Here is a 19,114-nt window from a genome sequence, read left to right as displayed (position 1 = left end):
TTACCCCTCCCCACCCATGCGAATTCCCCTTACGGCGGCAGCCTGCCTGCTGACGCTGGCTGCCTACGCCCAAACCACCATCCGGCTTACCAGCGTACCAGCCACCACGCCCACGGATGCCACCCTGTACATAGCCGGGTCCTTTAATGACTGGGACCCGGGCAGCGCGGCGTACAGTCTTGCTAAGAATACCGATGGGACGTATCAGATTACTCTTCCGGCCAGCATTACGGGCAAGCTGGAATTCAAATTCACGCGGGGCTCCTGGGATAAGGTGGAAACCAGCGCCCAGCAGGCCGACGTCAGTAACCGCACCTACACCGCTACCGGCGCTCCGGCTACGGTGGAGCTGCAGGTAGCCAACTGGAAAGACCTGGGCGGCGGCTCCGGCGGCTGCGCCAGCACCGCGCTACAGCCCAACGTGCAGGTCGTAAACGCCAGCTTTTCCATACCGCAGCTGGGCGGCCGCACGCGCCGCATCTGGATTTATCTGCCCGTAGACTATGCGACCAGCGCCCGGCGCTATCCGGTGCTGTATATGCACGACGGGCAGAACGTGTTCGACAAGTGCACGAGCTTTTCGGGTGAGTGGGGCGTAGATGAGGCTCTGCGCCAGCTGCAGCAAAGCGGCCAGGATCCAACGGGCACCATTGTGGTGGCAGTGGACAACGGCGGCAACTCCCGCCTGAATGAGTATTCGCCGTGGCCTAATGCGGAGTATAAGAGCGGGGGAGAAGGAGACAAGTACGTGGACTTTCTGGTAGAAACTCTGAAGCCCTACATCGACCAGCAGTACCGTACGCTCACGGGCCGTGAGTACACCGGTATAGCGGGCAGTAGCATGGGCGGCCTGATTTCGGTGTACGCCGCCCTGAAATATCAGAACGTATTCAGCAAAGTGGGCGTGTTTTCGCCGGCGTTCTGGTTTGCCCGGCAGCCACTGTTCGACTACGTGAAAACGGCCGGCCACCAGCAGCCCATCAAATTCTACTTTCTGGCCGGCGCCAAGGAAAGCGAAACGATGGTGCCGCTGATGGCCGAGATGCGCGATGCTCTGCAGCAACAGGGCTTTGCCGCCGCCGACATGAGCTACCACGTGCTGGAAGACGGGCAACACGCCGAGTGGTTCTGGCAGCGCGAGTTTCCGGCGGCGTTTCAGTGGCTGTACGCCGGTACGCCTACCGCTGGCAAGCCGCAGCGGCCAGCTCTGGCTTTCAGCGCCTACCCCAGCCCCGCCCGCGAGCAGCTGACGGTGCAGCTGCCGGCCCCGGAAAAAGACGCGAAAGTGGAAATCCTGGACACAACGGGCCGGCTGGTGCTGAAAGGCAAAGTGCGTAACGGCGCCACGCTCGATGTGAGCCGTCTGGCCAAAGGCCGCTACCTGCTGCGCGTGCAGGCCGGCAAGGCTTCCGGTACGCAGTCCTTCATCAAAGAATAAAAGCCGGGGTGGCGCCCTCGTAGATTTTACACGGAAATGCCGCCCGCATTTGCACAAGTCAATCGGGCTGCTACCTTTGCAGCTCAACCCGCATTCAACAATGACTTTCTCTTCGACGCAGCAAGCCTGGTGGTGGCCCCTCGGAAATTCCGGACGGGACTCCCTGTGCGTGCGTTAGAGCCACCTTCTACGTATCGACTCGACAGAAAGCCCGGCCGCCCGCCGGGCTTTTTTTGTGCCCTGTCACCTCCCTTGTCCTCCTTTCATTACCCCGTTTCCTTTATGCAAACTTTTCAGCTCCATACGCGCTACCTCCGGGTGCTGGCCGATACGGTAACGCCCGTGGGCTTGTATCTGCGCCTGCGCGACCGGTACCCCAACTGCCTGCTGCTGGAAAGCTCCGACTACCACGGTCAGCAGAACGCTTTCAGCTACCTGGCCTTCGATCCGCTGGCCCGCTTTGAGTTGCAGGGGGGAGAACTGACGCTGACCTTGCCGAACAACACTACGCACACCGAAACCCTGGCTGAGCCCCGACAGGCCTTGGCGCGGCTGCAGGAGTTTGCCAACGCCTTCCAGACCGAAGACACGGGCCACGACTTTATTACGGGCGGACTGTTTGGCTACCTGGGCTATGAGGCGGTGCAGTACTTCGAGGAGCTGGAGCTGAACGCGGCCAAAGAGCCGGCCGGCGCGGTGCCGGAAATCCTGTACAGCACCTACCGCTACGTTATTGCCGTCAACCACTTCCGCAACGAGCTGTACGTGTTTGAGCATACGCTGGCCGGCGAAACGATGGACGAGGACGGGCTGACGCGGCTGGTGAATCTGATTCGCAACCCGTCGTTGCCGGACTTCAAGTTCCAGACTGTGGGTGAAGAGCAGACCAACCAGACCGACGAGGAATTTCTGCGGGTACTGGCGCAGGGTCAGCACCACTGCCGCCGAGGCGACGTGTTTCAGATTGTGCTGTCGCGCCGGTTTCAGCAGGGCTTTACGGGTGACGAGTTCAACGTGTACCGGGCGCTGCGCTCCATCAACCCCTCGCCCTACTTGTTTTACTTCGATTACGGATCCTTCAAGATTTTTGGCTCTTCACCCGAAACCCAACTGCTGGTGAAGGGGCGCCAGGCCAGCCTGTATCCCATTGCCGGCACTTTCCGGCGCACCGGCCACGACGCCGAAGACGCCGCCCTGGCCCAGAAGCTGGCCGCCGACCCCAAGGAAAATGCCGAGCACGTGATGCTGGTAGACCTGGCCCGCAACGACCTGGCCCGCCACGGCGACGAGGTAAAGGTGAAAGTGTTCCGCGAAATCCAGTTTTACTCCCACGTCATTCACCTGGTCAGCGAAGTGACAGCTAAGCTGGCGCCCAAAGCCAGTTCCCTGCAGGTGGTGGCCGATACGTTCCCGGCCGGCACACTCTCCGGGGCCCCCAAGCACCGCGCCATGCAGCTCATTGATGGGCTGGAACCCACGGCCCGCGGCTACTACGGCGGCGCCATCGGCCACTTGGGCTTCAACGGCGACTTCAACCACGCCATCATGATTCGCTCCTTCCTGAGTGCCGCCGACCAGCTGTACTTCCAGGCGGGTGCGGGCGTGGTAGCCGCTTCCGATATCAACTCCGAGCTGCAGGAAGTGCACCACAAGCTGGCCGCCCTGCGCAAAGCCCTGCGGGAAGCAGCATCAGTGTAAAAACGGACAACCAATACGCCATGAAAATTCTCGTTCTTGATAACTACGACTCCTTCACCTACAACCTCGTGCAGGTGTTGCGGGAGTTGGGCCATACCGATAACGTCACCGTTATCCGCAACGACAAGCTGGCCGTGGCCGACGTGGCCGGCTACGATGCCGTGCTGCTTTCCCCCGGGCCGGGCGTGCCTTCGGAGGCAGGGCTGATGCCGGAAATCATCCGCCAGTACGCGCCCACCAAGCGTATTCTGGGCGTGTGCTTGGGCCACCAAGGACTGGCCGAAAGCTTCGGCGGGGAGCTGTACAACCTGCCGCAGGTACTACACGGGCTGGCTACGGAGGCTGAAGTAGTGGCCGAGGATAAGCTGTTTGCGGGCTTGCCCTCGCGCTTTCAGGTGGGGCGCTACCACTCCTGGAGCGTGCGGCCCGAGTCCATGCCCGAAGAACTGGAGGTGACGGTGCAGGATGCCGACGGACAAGTACTGGCGTTCCGCCACCGCCAGTATGATGTGCGGGGCGTGCAGTTTCACCCCGAGTCCATCCTCACGGAGCACGGCCACGATATGCTGCGCAACTGGCTGGCTTAAGCAAAAGCAGCAGACTCAGCATGACAACCAACCCAAACAGCCTTACAAATCCTTCGTGAAACACCTTCTCAACCAGTTATTCGAGCAACAGCTGCTCACGCACGCCGAAGCACGTGAGGCCATGCTACGCATCGGGCAGGGTGAAGCCAACGCCTCGGAAATGGCGGCCTTTATGACGGTGTACCGGATGCGCCCCATTTCGGTGCCCGAGCTGGCCGGTTTCCGCGAGGCCCTGCTAAGCCTGAGCCGCGACCCGGAGCTGGGCACCCGCGACACCGTGGATATTGTAGGCACCGGCGGCGACGGTAAAGACACGCTCAACATCAGCACGCTGGCCTGCTTTGTGGTGGCCGGAGCCGGGTATAAGGTCACCAAGCACGGCAACATCGGCGTATCGTCGGTGTGTGGTTCTTCGGATGTGCTGGCGCAGCTGGGCGTGGAGTTTACCGTGGGCAACGACGTGCTGAAGCGTCAACTGGAGCAGGCCAACATCTGCTTTCTGCACGCGCCCTCGTTCCATCCGGCCATGCGCCACGCCGGCCCCATCCGGCGGGAGCTGGGCGTGCGCACTTTTTTCAACATCCTCGGGCCCCTCGTAAACCCGGCCCGGCCGCGCTACCAGGTGGCCGGCACCTTTAGCCTGGAGCTGCTGCGCCTCTACCATTATCTGCTGCAGCAAACCGATGTGCGCTACGCCGTGGTGCACGCCCTGGATGGCTACGACGAGCTTTCCCTGACAGCCACTGCCAAGCTGGCTACCCCCGCCGGCGAGCAGCTCGTCACGGCGGCCGACTTTGGCCTGACCACAACCCTGCCCGCCGAACTGGCCGGAGGAAGTACGGCCGCCGAATCGGCGCGGCTGTTTTTGCAGGTGCTGGAAGGTCAGGGCACCCGTGCCCAGCGCGACGTAGTAACGGCTAACGCGGCCCTGGCCATTGGCTGCCTGGAACCCCAGCTCAGCTTCACCGAAGCCGTAGCTAAAGCCCGGGAGTCCCTGGATTCGGGACGGGCGCGGCAGGCACTGAAGAAGCTGCTGGAAGCTGCCAGACCGCGTGTTGCGGCCGTGGTCGGCTAACACAGAAGAAATAAATTTTCACACGGGCGCGTAGTGCGTTCCAACCACCCAAGCATGACCATTCTCGATAAAATCATTGAGCACAAGCGCCGGGAAGTGGCCGACCGCCAAAGCCTGGTGCCGGTGAAGCTGCTCGAAAAAAGCCTCTACATGCAGGCTCAGCCGCTGAGCCTGCGCCGCTACCTGCAGCGCGACGACCTGAGCGGCATCATCGCCGAGTTCAAGCGCAAGTCGCCGAGCAAAGGCTTTATCAACCCGCACGCGCCGGTGGAGCGCACCACGCTGGGCTACATGCAGGCTGGCGCTTCGGCCCTGTCGGTGCTGACGGATACGGAGTTTTTCGGCGGTAAAAACGAAGACCTGACCACGGCCCGCCGCTACAATTTCTGCCCGATTCTGCGCAAGGATTTCGTAGTGGATGAGTACCAGATCCTGGAAGCCAAAAGCATCGGGGCCGATGCCGTGCTGCTGATTGCGGCCGTGCTGACGGGCGAAGAAGTACTGCGCCTGGGCCGGCTGGCCAAAAGCCTGGGTCTGGAAGTGCTGCTCGAAATCCACAACGCCGAAGAGCTCGACAAAACCCTGCACCCCGATGCGGTAAGTCTGGTGGGTGTAAATAACCGTAACCTGCACGACTTCTCCGTGAGCCTCGACACTTCCGGGGAGCTGGCCCGGCGCATTCCCGCTGAATTCGTGAAAGTGACGGAAAGCGGGTTGTCGTCGGCCGCTGAGATTGAAGCTTTGCGCGCCGTGGGCTACCAGGGGTTTCTCATCGGTGAAACCTTTATGCGCCACTCACGCCCCGAAAAAGCCTGCGCCGCGCTGGTGCAGCAGCTCCGCCAAACCGAAGCCATAACGCTCCTGTAAGATGCAGCCAGCCCTGAAAGTGTGCGGTATGGCCCGGCCCGACAACCTGCGGGCCGTGGCTGCCCTGCGCCCCGACTTTCTGGGCCTCATCTTCTACCCAGGCTCCAAGCGGTACGCCGCGCCCACGCTTGCCCCCGCCGAGGTAGCCACGCTGCCCGCCGGAATTCAGAAAGTAGGTGTGTTCGTGGACGAAGAAGTGGCTGTGATACTGGCGCGAGTACGCGAATACGGCCTGCATCTGGTGCAGCTGCACGGCGCCGAGCCGCCCGAAGTCTGTGCCGCGCTGCAACGGGCAGGCGTCGCGGTTATCAAGGCATTTGCGGTGGGCGAGGCGTTTGATTTCGCCAGCCTGCTGCCTTACGTGGGCAGCGTGGATTACTTTCTCTTTGATGCGGCCGGCTCGCAGCCCGGCGGCAACGGTACCACCTTCAACTGGGAGCAACTGCAGCGCTACAACCTCCCGGTGCCCTACTTTTTGGCCGGGGGCATCGGGCCGGAACACGCAGCCGAACTGCGAAACCTACGCCTGCCCGGCCTGTTTGCGCTGGACCTGAACAGCAAATTCGAAACCGCGCCAGGCGTGAAGGATGCTGAGCAGCTGCGGCAGTTTTTTGCTAATGTCCGAATCAGATGATTTTTTACGCAGCGCCTCGCAGGGGAAAACCGCAGTGTTTCGCGGTGGTCGTTCACTGCGAAACCCTGCGAATCCCACCCCGAAACCCTGCGTGCAACCGATATGACACCAACCTACCAACAACCCACGGAACGCGGCTACTACGGCCAGTTTGGGGGCGCTTTCATCCCCGAAATGCTCTACCCGAACGTGGAGGAGCTGCGCCAGCAATACCTCGATATTTTGGCCGACCCTGGCTTTCAGCAGGAGTACCAGCTGCTACTGCGTGACTACGTAGGCCGGCCCACGCCGCTTTTTGAAGCCAAAAGGCTGTCAGAGAAGTACAACACACGGGTATTCCTCAAGCGCGAAGACCTCTGCCACACCGGGGCCCACAAGGTAAACAACACCGTGGGGCAGATTCTGCTGGCCCGGCGCCTGGGCAAAACGCGCATCATTGCCGAAACCGGCGCCGGCCAGCACGGTGTGGCCACGGCCACGGTTTGCGCCCTCATGGGCATGCAGTGCATCGTGTACATGGGCGAAATCGACATGGAACGGCAAAAGCCCAACGTGTACCGCATGCGCCTGCTGGGAGCCGAGGTGCGGGCGGCCATGAGCGGCAGCCGCACCCTCAAAGATGCCACCAACGAAGCCATCCGCGACTGGATCAGCAACCCCGTCGATACGCACTACATCATCGGCTCGGTGGTAGGGCCGCACCCGTACCCCGACCTAGTAGCGCGGCTGCAGTCCGTCATCAGCGAGGAAATGCGTAAGCAACTGCTCGAAAAAACCGGCTCTGAGCTGCCCCAGTACGTGGTGGCCTGCGTGGGCGGCGGCTCCAACGCGGCCGGTGCGTTTTATCATTTCCTGGAAGAGCCCACGGTGCAACTGGTAGCCGTAGAAGCAGCCGGGCACGGCATTCACTCGGGGCACTCGGCAGCCACGTCGGTGCTGGGCAAGCCGGGTATCATCCACGGCTCCCGCACCCTGCTCATGCAGGATGAAGACGGCCAGATTACCGAGCCGTATTCCTTGTCAGCCGGGCTGGATTATCCCGGCATCGGCCCGTTGCACGCGTTCCTGGCCGACTCCGGCCGGGCGCACTTTATCAGCATTGAAGACGAAGAAGCCCTGCGCGCGGTGGCCGAGCTGAGCCGGCTGGAAGGCATCATCCCAGCCCTCGAAACGGCCCATGCCCTGGCCGCACTAGGCCAGCTGGGCGCCGGCCCCGACGATGTGGTAGTGGTGAATCTGTCGGGCCGGGGAGATAAGGACCTGGAAACCTACATCAAGTACGCCGACTCCATTATGTAGTGATTCGCGCAGAGTTCCGTGGTGGTTAGTCACTGTGAAACTCTGCGGTTTTTACTGCGAAACCCTGCGCGAAATCAACGCATGAACCGAATCAAAGACGCCTTCGACAAAAAGCAGAAAAACCTGCTCAACGTATACTTCACGGCCGGATACCCGAGCCTGCACGACACCGTCCCCATTCTCCAAGCTCTCAGCGCGGCCGGCGCCGACCTTATCGAAATCGGGATGCCGTTTTCGGATCCGCTGGCCGACGGCCCCGTGATTCAGCAAAGCAGCACCGTGGCCCTGCAGAACGGTATGAACCTGCGCGTGCTGTTCGGGCAACTGGCCGGCATCCGGGAGCAGGTGCCCGATACGCCCATTCTGCTGATGGGTTACCTGAATCCGGTGCTGCAGTTTGGGGTGGAAAACTTCTGCCGCGAAGCCGCCGCCGTGGGTGCCGACGGGGTCATTCTGCCCGACTTGCCGCTGGATGATTACGTGGCCGAGTACCAGCCCGTTTTTCAGCAGTACAACCTGCGGCCGGTTTTTCTCATCACCCCGCAAACTGCCCCGGCCCGCATCCGTCGCATCGACGAGCTGACGGACTCGTTTCTCTACCTCGTGTCGGGCCCCGGCACTACGGGCGGCGCCAGTACACAGGCTGAGGGCGTGCAGGAAGCCTATTTTCAGCGCATCGAGGCCATGCAACTGCGCAACCCGCGCCTCATCGGTTTCGGTATCGGGGATAAAGCCTCATTCCAGAAGGCTTGTCAGTACGCCGAGGGCGCCATCATCGGCTCGGCCTTTATCCGGGCCCTCGAAGGCGTAGACGATGCCCCGGCGGCGGCTTCCCGGTTTGTGGCTTCCATCCTCAGTTAAAGATTTCCCGCCGAGGGCGCAGAGGTTTCCGCAGAGGACGCGGAGGCCGTTCTTCTGCGCCTTCCGCGAAAACCTCCGCGTCCTCTGCGGGAACCCCGAAAAACCATGATCATTCAGCTTGAACCCACTATAAACGCCAGCGCTCAGGCCGATATCGAAGCGCACCTCACCGCTCACAAGTACAAAGTCACTAATGTAAAAACCCAGCGGGCGCACTACCTCGTGGCCATCGGCAAGGCCGATATTGACCTGCGCGCTATCGGTCAGCTGCCGGGCATTCTGGACATTCACCGCGTCTCGGATGAATATAAGCTGGTGAGCCGCAAGTGGCGCGTGCGCCCCACCGTGCTCGACCTCGGCGACGGGGTGCGAATTGGGGAGGGCAGCCTCACGCTGGCGGCTGGGCCATGCAGCATTGAGAGCGAAGCGCAGATGGAGCGCATCATGCAGCACTTGGTGGACAACGATGTGCGCATCATGCGGGGCGGCGTGTTCAAGCCCCGGTCTTCGCCGTACTCGTTTCGGGGGCTGGGCATGGAAGGCCTCAAGCTGTTTCACCAGATGGCCCGGCAGCGCGGCATCAAAATCGTGACGGAGGTGATGCAGGTGTCGCAGGTAGAGGAAATGCACGATTACGTGGACGTGTTCCAGGTGGGCGCCCGCAACACCCAGAACTTCAACCTGCTCGACGCACTGGGCAGCGTGGACAAGCCCGTGCTCATCAAGCGCGGCATTTCGGGCACGCTGGAGGAGTTGCTGTCGTCGGCGGAATACGTGTTTTCGGGCGGCAATGAAAAGCTGATTCTCTGCGAGCGGGGAATCCGCACCTTTGAAACGGCCTCGCGCAATACTCTAGACCTGAACGCGGTGCCCATTCTGAAGGAGAAAACCCACCTGCCCGTCATCGTCGACCCCTCACATGGCATCGGCATCCGCGACTATGTGCCTACTATGGCTCTGGCCGGCGTCATGGCCGGCGCCGATGGCATCATCTACGAAGCCCACGAAAAGCCCGAGGAAGCTGCTTCTGATGGAGCCCAGACCTTGAACTTTACCGAGTCGGAACGGCTGATCCGCAACCTGCGCCGGGTGTACGCCTTACGGGAAGAATTGGAATAGAAAACGAATTGCTTGACAAATTATATTTGAAAACAGGGGGCAGAATTAAGGGCAAAAATCTTTAATATTCTACTTTTTACTCTGATGCCCTATGCGATATGGTGGGGTAGTTATTAAAAACAATGATAATTAGGGGGGGAGCCCTGTGAAAAAATAAGTGCCATGCTTTTTGCAATCTGTTTCTGAAATTTTCTATATTTGGCTCATCATGTTGAAACACCCTGTGCAATGCGTCGCCCTAATTAATCGTCCCGCGGGAAGCGGGGTCGGGCTGCCTTGCCGGTACGTTAGCGAATAGCACAACATGCTTCTTACACGCTGAAAACCTCGAAAGCCCGACCCTTACCCAGGATGTCGGGCTTTTTTTATTTCTCCTTTTATGTTTGAGCAGCGCTACAACCAGTACACCACCCAGGACCAGTTGGTGTGGAAAGTCTTGTTTGACCGCCAGACGGCCTTACTCCACAAGCGGGCCTGCGCCGCGTTTGGGCAGGGGCTGGAAGCCTCGGGCCTGCACCGCCACGCCATTCCCGACTTTGATGACGTAAACCGGCGGCTACGGGCAGCCACAGGTTGGGAATTAGCGCCGGTGCAGGGGATGCTCAATGATGCTGATTTTTTTGGGCTCCTGGCTCAGCGCAAGTTTCCTGGCACTATCTGGATACGGTCCATGCAGCAGTTCGACTTCACGCAGGAGCCTGACCTGTTCCACGGAGTCTTTGGCCATGTGCCGCTGCTGATGGATGCCGCCTTTGCCGACTTCCTGCATTTTCTGGGACACGTAGCTGCGCAGCATCTGCACGATGCACCGGCTCTGGCACGCCTGGAGCGGCTGTATGGCTTCACGGTACAGTTTGGCTTGGTGCAGGAGCGGGGAGAAACCCGGATGTATGGGGCGGGGTTGCTTTCTTCCTCGGGGGAAATTCACCATTGCCTCAGCAATGCCAACCACCAGCGCCCATTCGACCTGGCCAGCGCCCTGCAAACGCCCTACAGCGAAGCACACCTGCAGGATCAGTATTTCGTGCTTAATAATTGGGAGCAGCTCACGGAAAGCGTAGCGGAGCTGGCGGCCTTGCTGTCGAGCAACTGGCAGCTGAACGCGGTGTAGTTATCAGTTGATAGTTGTCCGTTGCCCGTAGCGAGTTTACGAAAAACAAACAACTGACAGCGGGCAACTCAGTACTGCCAACCCAGGCGCCGGTACACGAAGTGCAGCAGCCACAGCGGCCCAATCAGCAGAAACTGCAGGTCCTTCAGGAAGCTGGGCTTCTTGCCTTCCACCTTATGCCCCCAGAACTGGCCCACCCAGGCCAGCACAAAAATAATCAGGCACAGGGCCCAAAAGGGTAAGGGTGCATAGCTACCAACGAAGCTGAGGGCTGCCGCCATAACGACCCATACCAGCAACATCCCCACGGCCAGTGGCACCGAAAGACGAATGTAGTATGCCAGTGCCAACACCATTACCAGGCTACCCCAGTTCAGCCAGGGGCTGATACCCCGCACCGGTAGCGGTACCGGAATGGACCACAGAAGGCCCAGGATGGAGAACATAATCAGTGGGACGCACACCCAGTGCACCAGCTTGTTGGTAGGGTTCTGGTGACTTTCGCCGTATTCGTTGAGCAGGGAAGTTAGAGCAGGAGCAGACATAAGCAGGAAGCAGAGTGGGAGAGAAGAAAGCTACGCGGTTTACTGGCTGCATCCAAATGAAGAGGCTTAAGAAAAAGCCCTTCCCCGGGCGGGAAGGGCTTTTTCTTAGGTACAGAGAGAAGGGTGTTCTAGCCTTTCAGCTTTAAGGCCTTGCGCAGGTAGGCCAGAGAAAGCGCGTGGGCATCCTCCGCGAACTGCCGGTTGTACTTGGGGTTGGAGGGGTTGGCAAACGCGTGGTCAGCGTCGTAGAACTTCACCGTGAGCTTCTTTTTGGCAGCAGCCATATCCTTGGTGAACTGCGCTACCACGGCCGGCGTGATGGACTTATCCTGCTGCGCAAAAATTCCTAACACATCAGTATTCAGGGTTTTCAGGCGCGCCGGGTCTTTCTCAGGCATACCGTAGTACATAATGCAGCCCACTGCTTTGGGGCCGGCCAGCAAAGCCGTCTGCAGGCTCCAACTGCCCCCGAAGCACCAGCCCAGGGTGGCAATCTGGGCGTTGTTGCCTACGTGCAGTAAGGCTCCTTTGATGATGGCCTCCGCGCGTTCCGTTGTCACGCCCTGCATCAGCCGAGCGGCTTCCTCGGCGGTAGTGGCTACCTGCCCGTCGTACAAATCCAGCGCAATGACGTTGACGCCCTTTAGCTCGTTGGCGTACCGGAACGACTCTTTCTTGATGTAGTCGTTCAGGCCCCACCACTCATGTAACACGAAGACATACTTGTCGGAGCGTACGTTACTTTTGATTTCGAACCCCCGGGCCGGCTTGCCATCGGCCGTGCTGAACTCAATCATTTCGCCGGGGCCCTCATATTGATAAGGCATCGGGTCTTCGTGGCCGCGCACAAACTCCTCGTTGGCGCCCAGCATGGCAAATATCTCGGTGGCTTTTTCGGGCTTGGCACAGCAGCTGGCCGGACTCTGGGCCGTAGCCAGGGAAAGAGTGGCCAGTAGCGCCGCGCAGAGGGTAAAGAGTTTTTTCATGTCGGTGGGAGAAAAGTGCGTGAGGTAGTCGTTTGAGGAGGAAGTGCTGATTGCTAGTGGTCAGTCAGTTTACTTCTGAAAGGACGCGCAACCGCAGCAAACAAACGAAAAAGCCGCGAATGAACCTCCTATAGTCAGCTGCTTTCCGTGTTTATCGGAGCCCGGTTTGGATGTGGGCGCGCAGCTCCGTCAGCAGGGCGTACAGGCCTACATAAGTGCGGTTGAGGTAGATAAAGTGCTCGGAGCCGCGCGGTTCCCGCTGCTGGCGCAGCTCGGGCTGCTGCAGCAGGTCGTCGCCGAGGGCATAAAGGGCCTGCATATATGCCGGGTCGCCAAAGTCGAACATAGCCTGGCGGAAGGGGCGGCCCACCAGCTCCAGAGATGTGTGCATGGTGCTCACATAGAAAACGCGCTGGGCCGGGTCGGTTTCGGGGCGTACCACGCCGGCTTCTTCCAGCAGCGCCGCTAGGCGCACTGGGTCGGCCAGGGTTTCAGGAGCCAGCAAGGCCGTGAAAAGGCGGTGTACGTCGGCCGGAATTTCCTTTACACAGCCAAAATCCAGTACGGCTACGGTGCCGCCGTAGTCGGTGCGCAGCAGGAAGTTGCCGGGGTGCGGGTCGGCGTGTACCCGGCGCAGGGTGTTCAGCTGGTGCATGTAGAAGTCCCACAGTGCCTGGCCCAACTGGTTGCGCACGGCGGACGAGGGTTCCGTGGCCAAAAACTCCCGCAGGTGCTGGCCCGGCAGCCAGTCCATCGTCAGGATGCGGGCCGAGGACAGGGCGGGGTAGTAGCGCGGAAACTCCAGGTGTGGCAGCGTGGCACACTGGGCGGCTATTTCCTGTCCGCGCTGCAACTCCAGGGCGTAGTCGGTTTCTTCCAGCAGGCGGGTTTCCACTTCCAGCAGGTAAGGCCGCACGGTGTCTTCGCTTAGGCCCAGCACACGTAAGGCAATGGGCTTCACCAACCGGATATCGGAGCGGATGCTATCGGCTACGCCGGGGTACTGCACTTTCACCGCATACGTGAGCCCACCGCCGCGGGCCCAGTGTACCTGCCCAATGCTGGCCGCCTGCCGGGCGTTGATGTCAAACTCCTCAAACACCTCAAACGGCGAGCGGCCAAACGCGTCCCGGAAAGCTTTGACCACCAACGGCCCCGACAGCGGCGGCGTCTGATACTGGGCTTGGGCAAACTGGTCGGCATAGGCCGCGGGCAGCAGTTTTTTCTCCATAGCCAGCATCTGGGCCACCTTCAACACCGAGCCTTTCATTTCGCTGAGCGTGCCGTACAGCTCGGCGGCGTTGGCCGCGTGCAGGGCATCGGTTGGGGCCTCGGCGCCTACGGCCCGGCGGGCGTAGTGCTTCACGTAATTGGCGCCCACATTGAGGCCCGTTTTAGCAAAGCGTGCCGCCCGCGCCACTTTCGAGGTGGGCAGGGAACTGAGCGGCTTGGGAGATTCTTCCATACCTCAATCAAAAAAATGAGGAGTAAGGCACTGCTCCATCTGACCAGTGCCTTACTCCTCATAGAATTGCTTTATTTCCGCACCAGAAACCGCACCAAGTCCAGGGCCGAGTCGAACGTATTGCGGCCCACGAGGTCGAAGCTGAGCGTTACGGCTTTTTCGATGGCCGCGTCGGTGCGCTCGAAGTTTACGGTATCGTCTTTGGCGAAGAAGCCCAGCACGAAGAGCATCTGCTGCCAGAAGGCGCGCGGATACTGCTCCTGCACCAGCGGGCGGCTGGCCACTTCTTCGGTGCGGCGCCCTTCGCGCAGGATTTCGCCCACGAATACCTCAAACTCCTGCCGGAAGTCGTCGAGCACCCGGGGCGTGAGGCCGGGCATTCCGCGCAGGGAGCGGTGCAGGCTTTGCAGGGCGTAGCTGCGGTTGCGCTTCAGGATTTCGAGCAGAGTATAATAAAAGCCCAGCAGCTTTTCGCGGCTGCCGTACTGCTCCCACACCGGCTCACGGGCGGCGGCCGTGCGGGCTTCGCGCCCAAAATCAGCCCACAGCTCCCGGTCGATGGCCGCGAAGGTGGCATAGAAGCGGTAGAACTCCTGCTCGGGCAGGTTCAGCTTCTGCGTCAGGCGGTAGACCGATGGCGGAGGCGTGCCCTTACGCAGCACATAGTCCAGATACGCCTGCTTGATGCGGGCTTTGGGCGAAGCGGCCGGCTCGGCTGTAGCCAGGGAAGGGAGTTGCTGTTCCATACTTAGGTAACCGCCGGATGCCGCGTAAAGTTGTCGGTTCTCAGCTGATACAACTTCGCTGGCTTACTTTAGCCTACCCAGGCCGCCGTCCACCGGCAGCACCTGGCCTGTTATAAAGGAGCTGTGGTCGGAAAGCAGAAAAGATGCGGTATAGGCCATATCCTCGGGCTGACCGATGCGCTGCAGCGGATGTCGCTTGGCGCCAGCTTCCTGCTTCTCCGGGGAGCTGAGCAGTGCGGCAGCCAGGGGCGTGTTGGTGAGTGAGGGGGCCACGGCATTCACCCGGATGTTGCTGGCAGCATACTCGGCGGCCAGAGCGCGGGTGAGGCCCTCCACGGCGGCTTTGGCGGTGGCAATGCTGGTATGGAAAGCCATGCCCGTCTCGGCCGCCACCGTGCTGAACAGCACGACGGACGCGCCCTCTGCCTTTTTCAGCTTCTTCACGGTGACTTGCAGCACCTGCACGGCGCCTACTACGTTCAGCTCAAAGTCGGCCCGGAAATCTTCCGCACTAATTCGCTCAAAGGGCCGCAGCCGGATACTGCCGGGGCAGTACACCACGCCGTGCAGCACGGCAGGCAGCGCGTCCAGGGCACCGTTGAGGGGCTGCGTGGCGTCCAGCGCTACAAACGTAGTACCCAACTCGGCCAGCTCCGGCGACAAGTGACGGGCCGCCGTGTAAACCGTGGCGTTCAGCTGTCGGAGTAGGCGCGTAATGGCCAGCCCAATGCCGGAGGAGGCTCCCACAACGAGGATATGCTTGTCGGCGAATTCCATGATAGAAATTGTAAGAAGAGAGGATGCGTGTTTGGCTAACCTGCGCGGGTGGCTTTGGTTTCGGATATTTTGCTTATTCAAGATTGAACAGGAAGGTTCGAATTGCGAAATATTGTTTTCTAGCAAAAATTCGCTGGAGCTTCCCTGCTCATTCTGTAGCTTGCAGCCTGCTTTCACCTTACCTCAAACACCGCTTTTCTCGATGAATATCCGCAAACTGCTGGTCGCCAACCGTGGCGAAATTGCCATTCGCGTGCTGCGCGCGGCCACGGAGCTGGGCATCCCTACGGTAGCCATCTACACCTACGAAGACCGGTATTCTCTGCACCGCTACAAGGCCGATGAAGCCTACCAGGTGGGCCGCGACGACGAGCCGTTGAAGCCCTACCTTGACATTGAAGGCCTGATCCGGACGGCCAAGGAAAACGGAGTCAATGCCATTCACCCGGGCTACGGTTTCCTGAGCGAAAACGCCACGCTGGCCCGCCGCTGCCGCGAGGAGGACATCATCTTCATCGGACCCCGCCCCGAGGTAATGGAAGCCCTCGGCGACAAAGTAGCCGCCAAGCGCGTGGCCGTGGAGTGCCAGGTGCCCATCATCGAAAGCAGCCGGCAGGACCTCAACAGCTTTGAAATTGCCCTTGAGGAAGCGCACCGCATCGGCTACCCCGTGATGCTGAAAGCCGCCAGCGGCGGCGGCGGCCGGGGCATGCGCGTCATCCGCGACGACGACCAGCTGGAGAAAGGCTTTTTCGAGGCCCGGAACGAAGCTCTTAAAGCCTTCGGCGACGATACGGTATTCCTCGAAAAGTTTGTGGAGCAGCCCAAGCACATTGAGGTGCAACTGGTGGCCGACAATCACGGTGGGCTGATGCACCTCTACGAGCGGGACTGCTCGGTGCAGCGGCGCTACCAGAAAGTGGTGGAAGTGGCGCCCTCCCTGAACCTGCCCGACCACATGCGCCACCTGCTCTACGAGTATGCGCTGCGCCTGGGCCGGGCCGTGAACTACAACAACGTGGGAACCGTGGAATTCCTGGTGAACCCGGAGCACGACCGGATTTACTTTATTGAGGTAAACCCGCGCATCCAGGTCGAGCACACGGTTACGGAAATGATTACCGGCGTCGACCTGATCAAAACCCAGCTCTACATTGCGGCTGGCTACCGCCTCACCGACCCAGAAATCGGGTTGGGGCCGGATGTGAAGCCCCTCAAAACGGGCTACGCTATTCAGTGCCGCATCACCACCGAAGACCCCGAGCAGGATTTCAAGCCCGACTACGGCACCATCACGGCCTACCGCTCGGCCGGCGGCTTCGGCATCCGCCTCGACCAGGGCTCGGTGTACACCGGCGTGAAGGTGTCGCCGTTCTTTGACTCCCTGCTGGTGAAGGTGTCAGCGCACGCGCCCACCCTGGCCAGCGCTGCCCAGAAAATGGCCCGCACGCTGGACGAGTTCCGGGTGCGCGGGGTGAATACCAACATTCAGTTTTTGCAGAACATCATTGCCCACCCGGTGTTCATGGCCGGCGAGGCCAACGTGGATTTCATCAAGGACCACGCGGAGCTGTTCCGGTTCAAAGCCCGCCAGGACCGTGCCACCAAGGTGCTCAACTTCCTTGGCGACGTGGTAGTGAACGGCAACCCCGACGTGAAAGGCCACATCGACCCCAAGCGGGAGCTGCGCAAGCCGCGCCTGCCCGAGTACAACCGCGACGCGCCCATCACGCCCGGCACCAAGGACAAGCTCACCGAACTCGGCCCCGAAAAATTTGCCCAGTGGCTGCGCCAGGACAAGCAGATTCACTACACCGACACCACCCTGCGCGACGCCCACCAGAGCCTGCTGGCCACGCGCATGCGCACCTACGATATGCTGAAGGTGGCCGAGCGCTACGCCCGCCAGCACCCACAGATCTTTTCGCTCGAATGCTGGGGCGGCGCCACCTTCGACGTGGCCCTGCGCTTTCTGCACGAAGACCCCTGGGAGCGGCTGGCTAAGCTGCGCAAGGCCGTGCCCAATATCCTGCTTCAGATGCTCATCCGTGGGGCCAACGGCGTGGGCTACAAGGCGTACCCCGATAACCTCACGGAGCGCTTCGTGCAGCAGGCCGCCGAAACCGGCATCGACGTGTTCCGCATCTTCGACTCGCTGAACTGGATGCCGGGTATGGAGTCCTGCATCAACTTCGTGCGCAATAAGACCGATCGGCTGGCGGAAGCTAGTATCTGCTACACCGGCGACATCCTCGACCCTCGGCGCAACCAGAAGTACAACCTGGACTACTACCTGCGCCTGGCCCGGCAGATTGAGGAAGCCGGCGCGCATATCCTATGCATTAAGGATATGGCCGGGCTGCTGAAGCCTTACGCCGCCACCGAGCTGATTACCGCTTTGCGCGACACCGTCCAGATGCCCATTCACCTGCACACCCACGATACCTCGTCCCTGCAGCCGGCCACGTACCTGAAAGCGGTGGAAGCGGGCGTCGACGTGATTGATGTAGCGCTGGGCAGCCTTTCGGGTCTCACCTCCCAGCCCAACTTCAACTCCGTGGTGGAAATGCTGCGCGGGCAGGAGCGCCACCGCGAGTTTGATCAACAGTCGCTCAACGAATTCTCCAATTACTGGGAAACCGTGCGCGAATATTACTACCCGTTTGAGTCGGGGCTGAAGGCGGGCACTTCGGAAGTATTTCAGCACGAAATTCCGGGCGGACAGTACTCCAACCTGCGGCCCCAGGCGGCGGCGCTGGGCTTGCTGGACAAGTTTGAAACCGTGAAAACGACTTTCGCCGACGTAAACCAGCTATTTGGTGACATTGTGAAGGTGACGCCTTCCTCGAAGGTAGTGGGGGATATGGCCCTGTTTCTGGTGTCCAACAACCTTACCACCCAAGATGTGCTGGAGAAAGGCGCCACGCTCAACTTCCCTGAATCGGTGCGGGAACTGTTCCGGGGCGACATCGGGCAGCCTGAGGGTGGCTGGCCCCGTGATGTGCAGCAGGTGATTCTAAAAGACGAGCAGCCCTTCACTGACCGGCCCAACGAGCACCTCGCGCCCATCGACTTCGACCAGGAGTGGCAGCGGTTTGAAAAGAAGTTCGGGCAGCGCGGCAAGTTTACCGATGTGCTGTCGTGGCTGCTCTACCCCAAGGTATTCGAGCAGTACTGGGCGCACCTGCAGCAGTACGGGGAGGTTTCGGTGGTACCTACACCGGTATTCTATTACGGCCTGCAGCCCGGCGAAGAAACCATCATCGATATTGCCCGCGGTAAGAGCATTATTGTGGGCTTGCAGAGCATCGGGCCAGTAAATGAGGACGGCTGCCGCACCATGTTCTTCACCCTCAACGGCCAGCAGCGCAACCTCGAAATCCGCGACACGAGCGTGGAAGTGAAGCGCATCCAGAACCCCAAAGCCGACAAAGCCAACGTCAAGCAGGTGGGCGCCCCGCTGCAGGGGCTGCTTTCCCGGGTGCTGGTGGAAAATGGCCAGGAAGTGCGCAAGAACGCACCCCTGTTCATCATCGAAGCCATGAAGATGGAAACCACTATCACGGCCCCGCAGGATACCAAGGTGCAAACCATTAATCTAACCGAAGGCACCCTGGTTAATGCCGACGACCTCGTGCTGACGCTTGGGTAAAGTAGGTTTGCGTAAATTGAGCGGTACATTTAAGATTTACGCATGAAAAATTCTGCTTCCATGCTGTCGAATTGGGCAGGTGCTCTGCTGCTAGGAGTGACAAGCCTGGCTACAGCGCCTGCCCACGCGCAACAAGCCACCGGTAGCTCCCTGGGCGACCAGGAGAATCTGCGGTTGCTATCCGGCGGTAACGCCAGCACCGCTATTGTGACGGTGGATAAGCGCTAGGCCGGAGTGCGGGGTACGCCTTTTTT

General features: G+C 60.4%; 17 protein-coding genes. 12 read left to right on the top strand and 5 right to left on the bottom strand.

The features are described 5' to 3' along the window. Nucleotides 1–16 precede the first annotated feature (16 nt). From I5L79_RS15205 to I5L79_RS15160, 10 genes are all read left to right on the top strand, one after another. A complete protein-coding gene (locus I5L79_RS15205) occupies nucleotides 17–1,438 on the top strand; it encodes an alpha/beta hydrolase-fold protein (RefSeq protein ID WP_196955918.1) in 1,422 nt (473 codons plus the stop codon). A gap of 282 nt (nucleotides 1,439–1,720) precedes the next feature. After that, the gene (locus tag I5L79_RS15200) at nucleotides 1,721–3,136 is read left to right on the top strand and encodes an anthranilate synthase component I family protein (RefSeq protein ID WP_196955917.1); all 1,416 of its coding nucleotides are present in this window, start codon (nucleotides 1,721–1,723) and stop codon (nucleotides 3,134–3,136) included. A gap of 20 nt (nucleotides 3,137–3,156) precedes the next feature. Then, nucleotides 3,157–3,723, top strand: coding sequence for an anthranilate synthase component II (locus I5L79_RS15195; protein ID WP_196955916.1), 567 nt, complete (start codon nucleotides 3,157–3,159; stop codon nucleotides 3,721–3,723). A 55-nt stretch (nucleotides 3,724–3,778) separates the two neighbouring features. Further along, nucleotides 3,779–4,798 (top strand): anthranilate phosphoribosyltransferase, encoded by a 1,020-nt coding sequence (gene trpD, locus I5L79_RS15190; RefSeq protein WP_196955915.1) that lies wholly within the window; start codon nucleotides 3,779–3,781, stop codon nucleotides 4,796–4,798. Nucleotides 4,799–4,852: 54 nt separating this feature from the next. After that, entirely contained in the window at nucleotides 4,853–5,665 is an 813-nt protein-coding gene (gene trpC / locus I5L79_RS15185; RefSeq protein ID WP_196955914.1) for an indole-3-glycerol phosphate synthase TrpC, read from the top strand. 1 nt (nucleotide 5,666) lies between these two features. Next, the gene (locus I5L79_RS15180) at nucleotides 5,667–6,299 is read left to right on the top strand and encodes a phosphoribosylanthranilate isomerase (RefSeq protein WP_196955913.1); all 633 of its coding nucleotides are present in this window, start codon (nucleotides 5,667–5,669) and stop codon (nucleotides 6,297–6,299) included. Nucleotides 6,300–6,401: 102 nt separating this feature from the next. Further along, nucleotides 6,402–7,598 (top strand): tryptophan synthase subunit beta, encoded by a 1,197-nt coding sequence (gene trpB / locus I5L79_RS15175; RefSeq protein ID WP_196955912.1) that lies wholly within the window; start codon nucleotides 6,402–6,404, stop codon nucleotides 7,596–7,598. 81 nt (nucleotides 7,599–7,679) lie between these two features. After that, nucleotides 7,680–8,459: a tryptophan synthase subunit alpha gene (gene trpA / locus I5L79_RS15170; protein WP_196955911.1), complete on the top strand. Its 780-nt coding sequence runs from the start codon at nucleotides 7,680–7,682 to the stop codon at nucleotides 8,457–8,459. 105 nt (nucleotides 8,460–8,564) lie between these two features. Next, complete coding sequence (gene aroF / locus I5L79_RS15165; RefSeq protein ID WP_196955910.1) at nucleotides 8,565–9,578, top strand: 3-deoxy-7-phosphoheptulonate synthase; 1,014 nt, start codon at nucleotides 8,565–8,567, stop codon at nucleotides 9,576–9,578. 379 nt (nucleotides 9,579–9,957) lie between these two features. Then, nucleotides 9,958–10,689, top strand: a complete 732-nt coding sequence (locus I5L79_RS15160) for a phenylalanine 4-monooxygenase (protein ID WP_196955909.1) — start codon at nucleotides 9,958–9,960, stop codon at nucleotides 10,687–10,689. Between the two features lie 68 nt (nucleotides 10,690–10,757). Here I5L79_RS15160 and I5L79_RS15155 read toward each other — a convergent pair whose 3' ends face one another. The 5 genes from I5L79_RS15155 to I5L79_RS15135 form a co-directional block, all read right to left on the bottom strand. Then, nucleotides 10,758–11,234 (bottom strand): Mpo1 family 2-hydroxy fatty acid dioxygenase, encoded by a 477-nt coding sequence (locus I5L79_RS15155; protein WP_196955908.1) that lies wholly within the window; start codon nucleotides 11,232–11,234, stop codon nucleotides 10,758–10,760. A gap of 128 nt (nucleotides 11,235–11,362) precedes the next feature. Continuing rightward, nucleotides 11,363–12,220, bottom strand: coding sequence for a dienelactone hydrolase family protein (locus I5L79_RS15150; RefSeq protein WP_231403127.1), 858 nt, complete (start codon nucleotides 12,218–12,220; stop codon nucleotides 11,363–11,365). Between the two features lie 151 nt (nucleotides 12,221–12,371). After that, nucleotides 12,372–13,685: an ABC1 kinase family protein gene (locus I5L79_RS15145; protein ID WP_196955907.1), complete on the bottom strand. Its 1,314-nt coding sequence runs from the start codon at nucleotides 13,683–13,685 to the stop codon at nucleotides 12,372–12,374. Between the two features lie 71 nt (nucleotides 13,686–13,756). Beyond that, entirely contained in the window at nucleotides 13,757–14,431 is a 675-nt protein-coding gene (locus I5L79_RS15140) for a TetR family transcriptional regulator C-terminal domain-containing protein (protein WP_196955906.1), read from the bottom strand. 63 nt (nucleotides 14,432–14,494) lie between these two features. Continuing rightward, nucleotides 14,495–15,208 (bottom strand): SDR family NAD(P)-dependent oxidoreductase, encoded by a 714-nt coding sequence (locus I5L79_RS15135; RefSeq protein WP_196955905.1) that lies wholly within the window; start codon nucleotides 15,206–15,208, stop codon nucleotides 14,495–14,497. A gap of 202 nt (nucleotides 15,209–15,410) precedes the next feature. Here I5L79_RS15135 and I5L79_RS15130 point away from each other — a divergent pair, with 202 nt between their 5' ends. Together I5L79_RS15130 and I5L79_RS15125 are read left to right on the top strand one after the other, a co-directional pair. After that, nucleotides 15,411–18,860: a pyruvate carboxylase gene (locus tag I5L79_RS15130; RefSeq protein WP_196955904.1), complete on the top strand. Its 3,450-nt coding sequence runs from the start codon at nucleotides 15,411–15,413 to the stop codon at nucleotides 18,858–18,860. A 42-nt stretch (nucleotides 18,861–18,902) separates the two neighbouring features. Further along, nucleotides 18,903–19,088 carry a hypothetical protein gene (locus I5L79_RS15125; protein ID WP_196955903.1) on the top strand — a complete coding sequence of 62 codons (186 nt, stop codon included), beginning with the start codon at nucleotides 18,903–18,905 and terminating at the stop codon, nucleotides 19,086–19,088. Nucleotides 19,089–19,114: the final 26 nt, after the last annotated feature.

The sequence above is a fragment of the Hymenobacter guriensis genome (assembly GCF_015773195.1).
In the GTDB taxonomy this organism is placed as follows: Bacteria; Bacteroidota; Bacteroidia; order Cytophagales; family Hymenobacteraceae; genus Hymenobacter; species Hymenobacter guriensis.
Note: the sequence above shows the minus strand (reverse complement) of the source record. Positions and strands in the feature narration are given on the sequence as shown.

Coding starts and splice junctions, on each gene's coding strand:
- I5L79_RS15205 (WP_196955918.1), top strand. CDS start 17: ATGCGAATTCCCCTTACGGCGGCAGCCTGCCTGCTGACGCTGGCTGCC.
- I5L79_RS15200 (WP_196955917.1), top strand. CDS start 1,721: ATGCAAACTTTTCAGCTCCATACGCGCTACCTCCGGGTGCTGGCCGAT.
- I5L79_RS15195 (WP_196955916.1), top strand. CDS start 3,157: ATGAAAATTCTCGTTCTTGATAACTACGACTCCTTCACCTACAACCTC.
- trpC (WP_196955914.1), top strand. CDS start 4,853: ATGACCATTCTCGATAAAATCATTGAGCACAAGCGCCGGGAAGTGGCC.
- I5L79_RS15180 (WP_196955913.1), top strand. CDS start 5,667: ATGCAGCCAGCCCTGAAAGTGTGCGGTATGGCCCGGCCCGACAACCTG.
- trpB (WP_196955912.1), top strand. CDS start 6,402: ATGACACCAACCTACCAACAACCCACGGAACGCGGCTACTACGGCCAG.
- trpA (WP_196955911.1), top strand. CDS start 7,680: ATGAACCGAATCAAAGACGCCTTCGACAAAAAGCAGAAAAACCTGCTC.
- aroF (WP_196955910.1), top strand. CDS start 8,565: ATGATCATTCAGCTTGAACCCACTATAAACGCCAGCGCTCAGGCCGAT.
- I5L79_RS15160 (WP_196955909.1), top strand. CDS start 9,958: ATGTTTGAGCAGCGCTACAACCAGTACACCACCCAGGACCAGTTGGTG.
- I5L79_RS15155 (WP_196955908.1), bottom strand. CDS start 11,234: ATGTCTGCTCCTGCTCTAACTTCCCTGCTCAACGAATACGGCGAAAGT.
- I5L79_RS15150 (WP_231403127.1), bottom strand. CDS start 12,220: ATGAAAAAACTCTTTACCCTCTGCGCGGCGCTACTGGCCACTCTTTCC.
- I5L79_RS15145 (WP_196955907.1), bottom strand. CDS start 13,685: ATGGAAGAATCTCCCAAGCCGCTCAGTTCCCTGCCCACCTCGAAAGTG.
- I5L79_RS15140 (WP_196955906.1), bottom strand. CDS start 14,431: ATGGAACAGCAACTCCCTTCCCTGGCTACAGCCGAGCCGGCCGCTTCG.
- I5L79_RS15135 (WP_196955905.1), bottom strand. CDS start 15,208: ATGGAATTCGCCGACAAGCATATCCTCGTTGTGGGAGCCTCCTCCGGC.
- I5L79_RS15130 (WP_196955904.1), top strand. CDS start 15,411: ATGAATATCCGCAAACTGCTGGTCGCCAACCGTGGCGAAATTGCCATT.
- I5L79_RS15125 (WP_196955903.1), top strand. CDS start 18,903: ATGAAAAATTCTGCTTCCATGCTGTCGAATTGGGCAGGTGCTCTGCTG.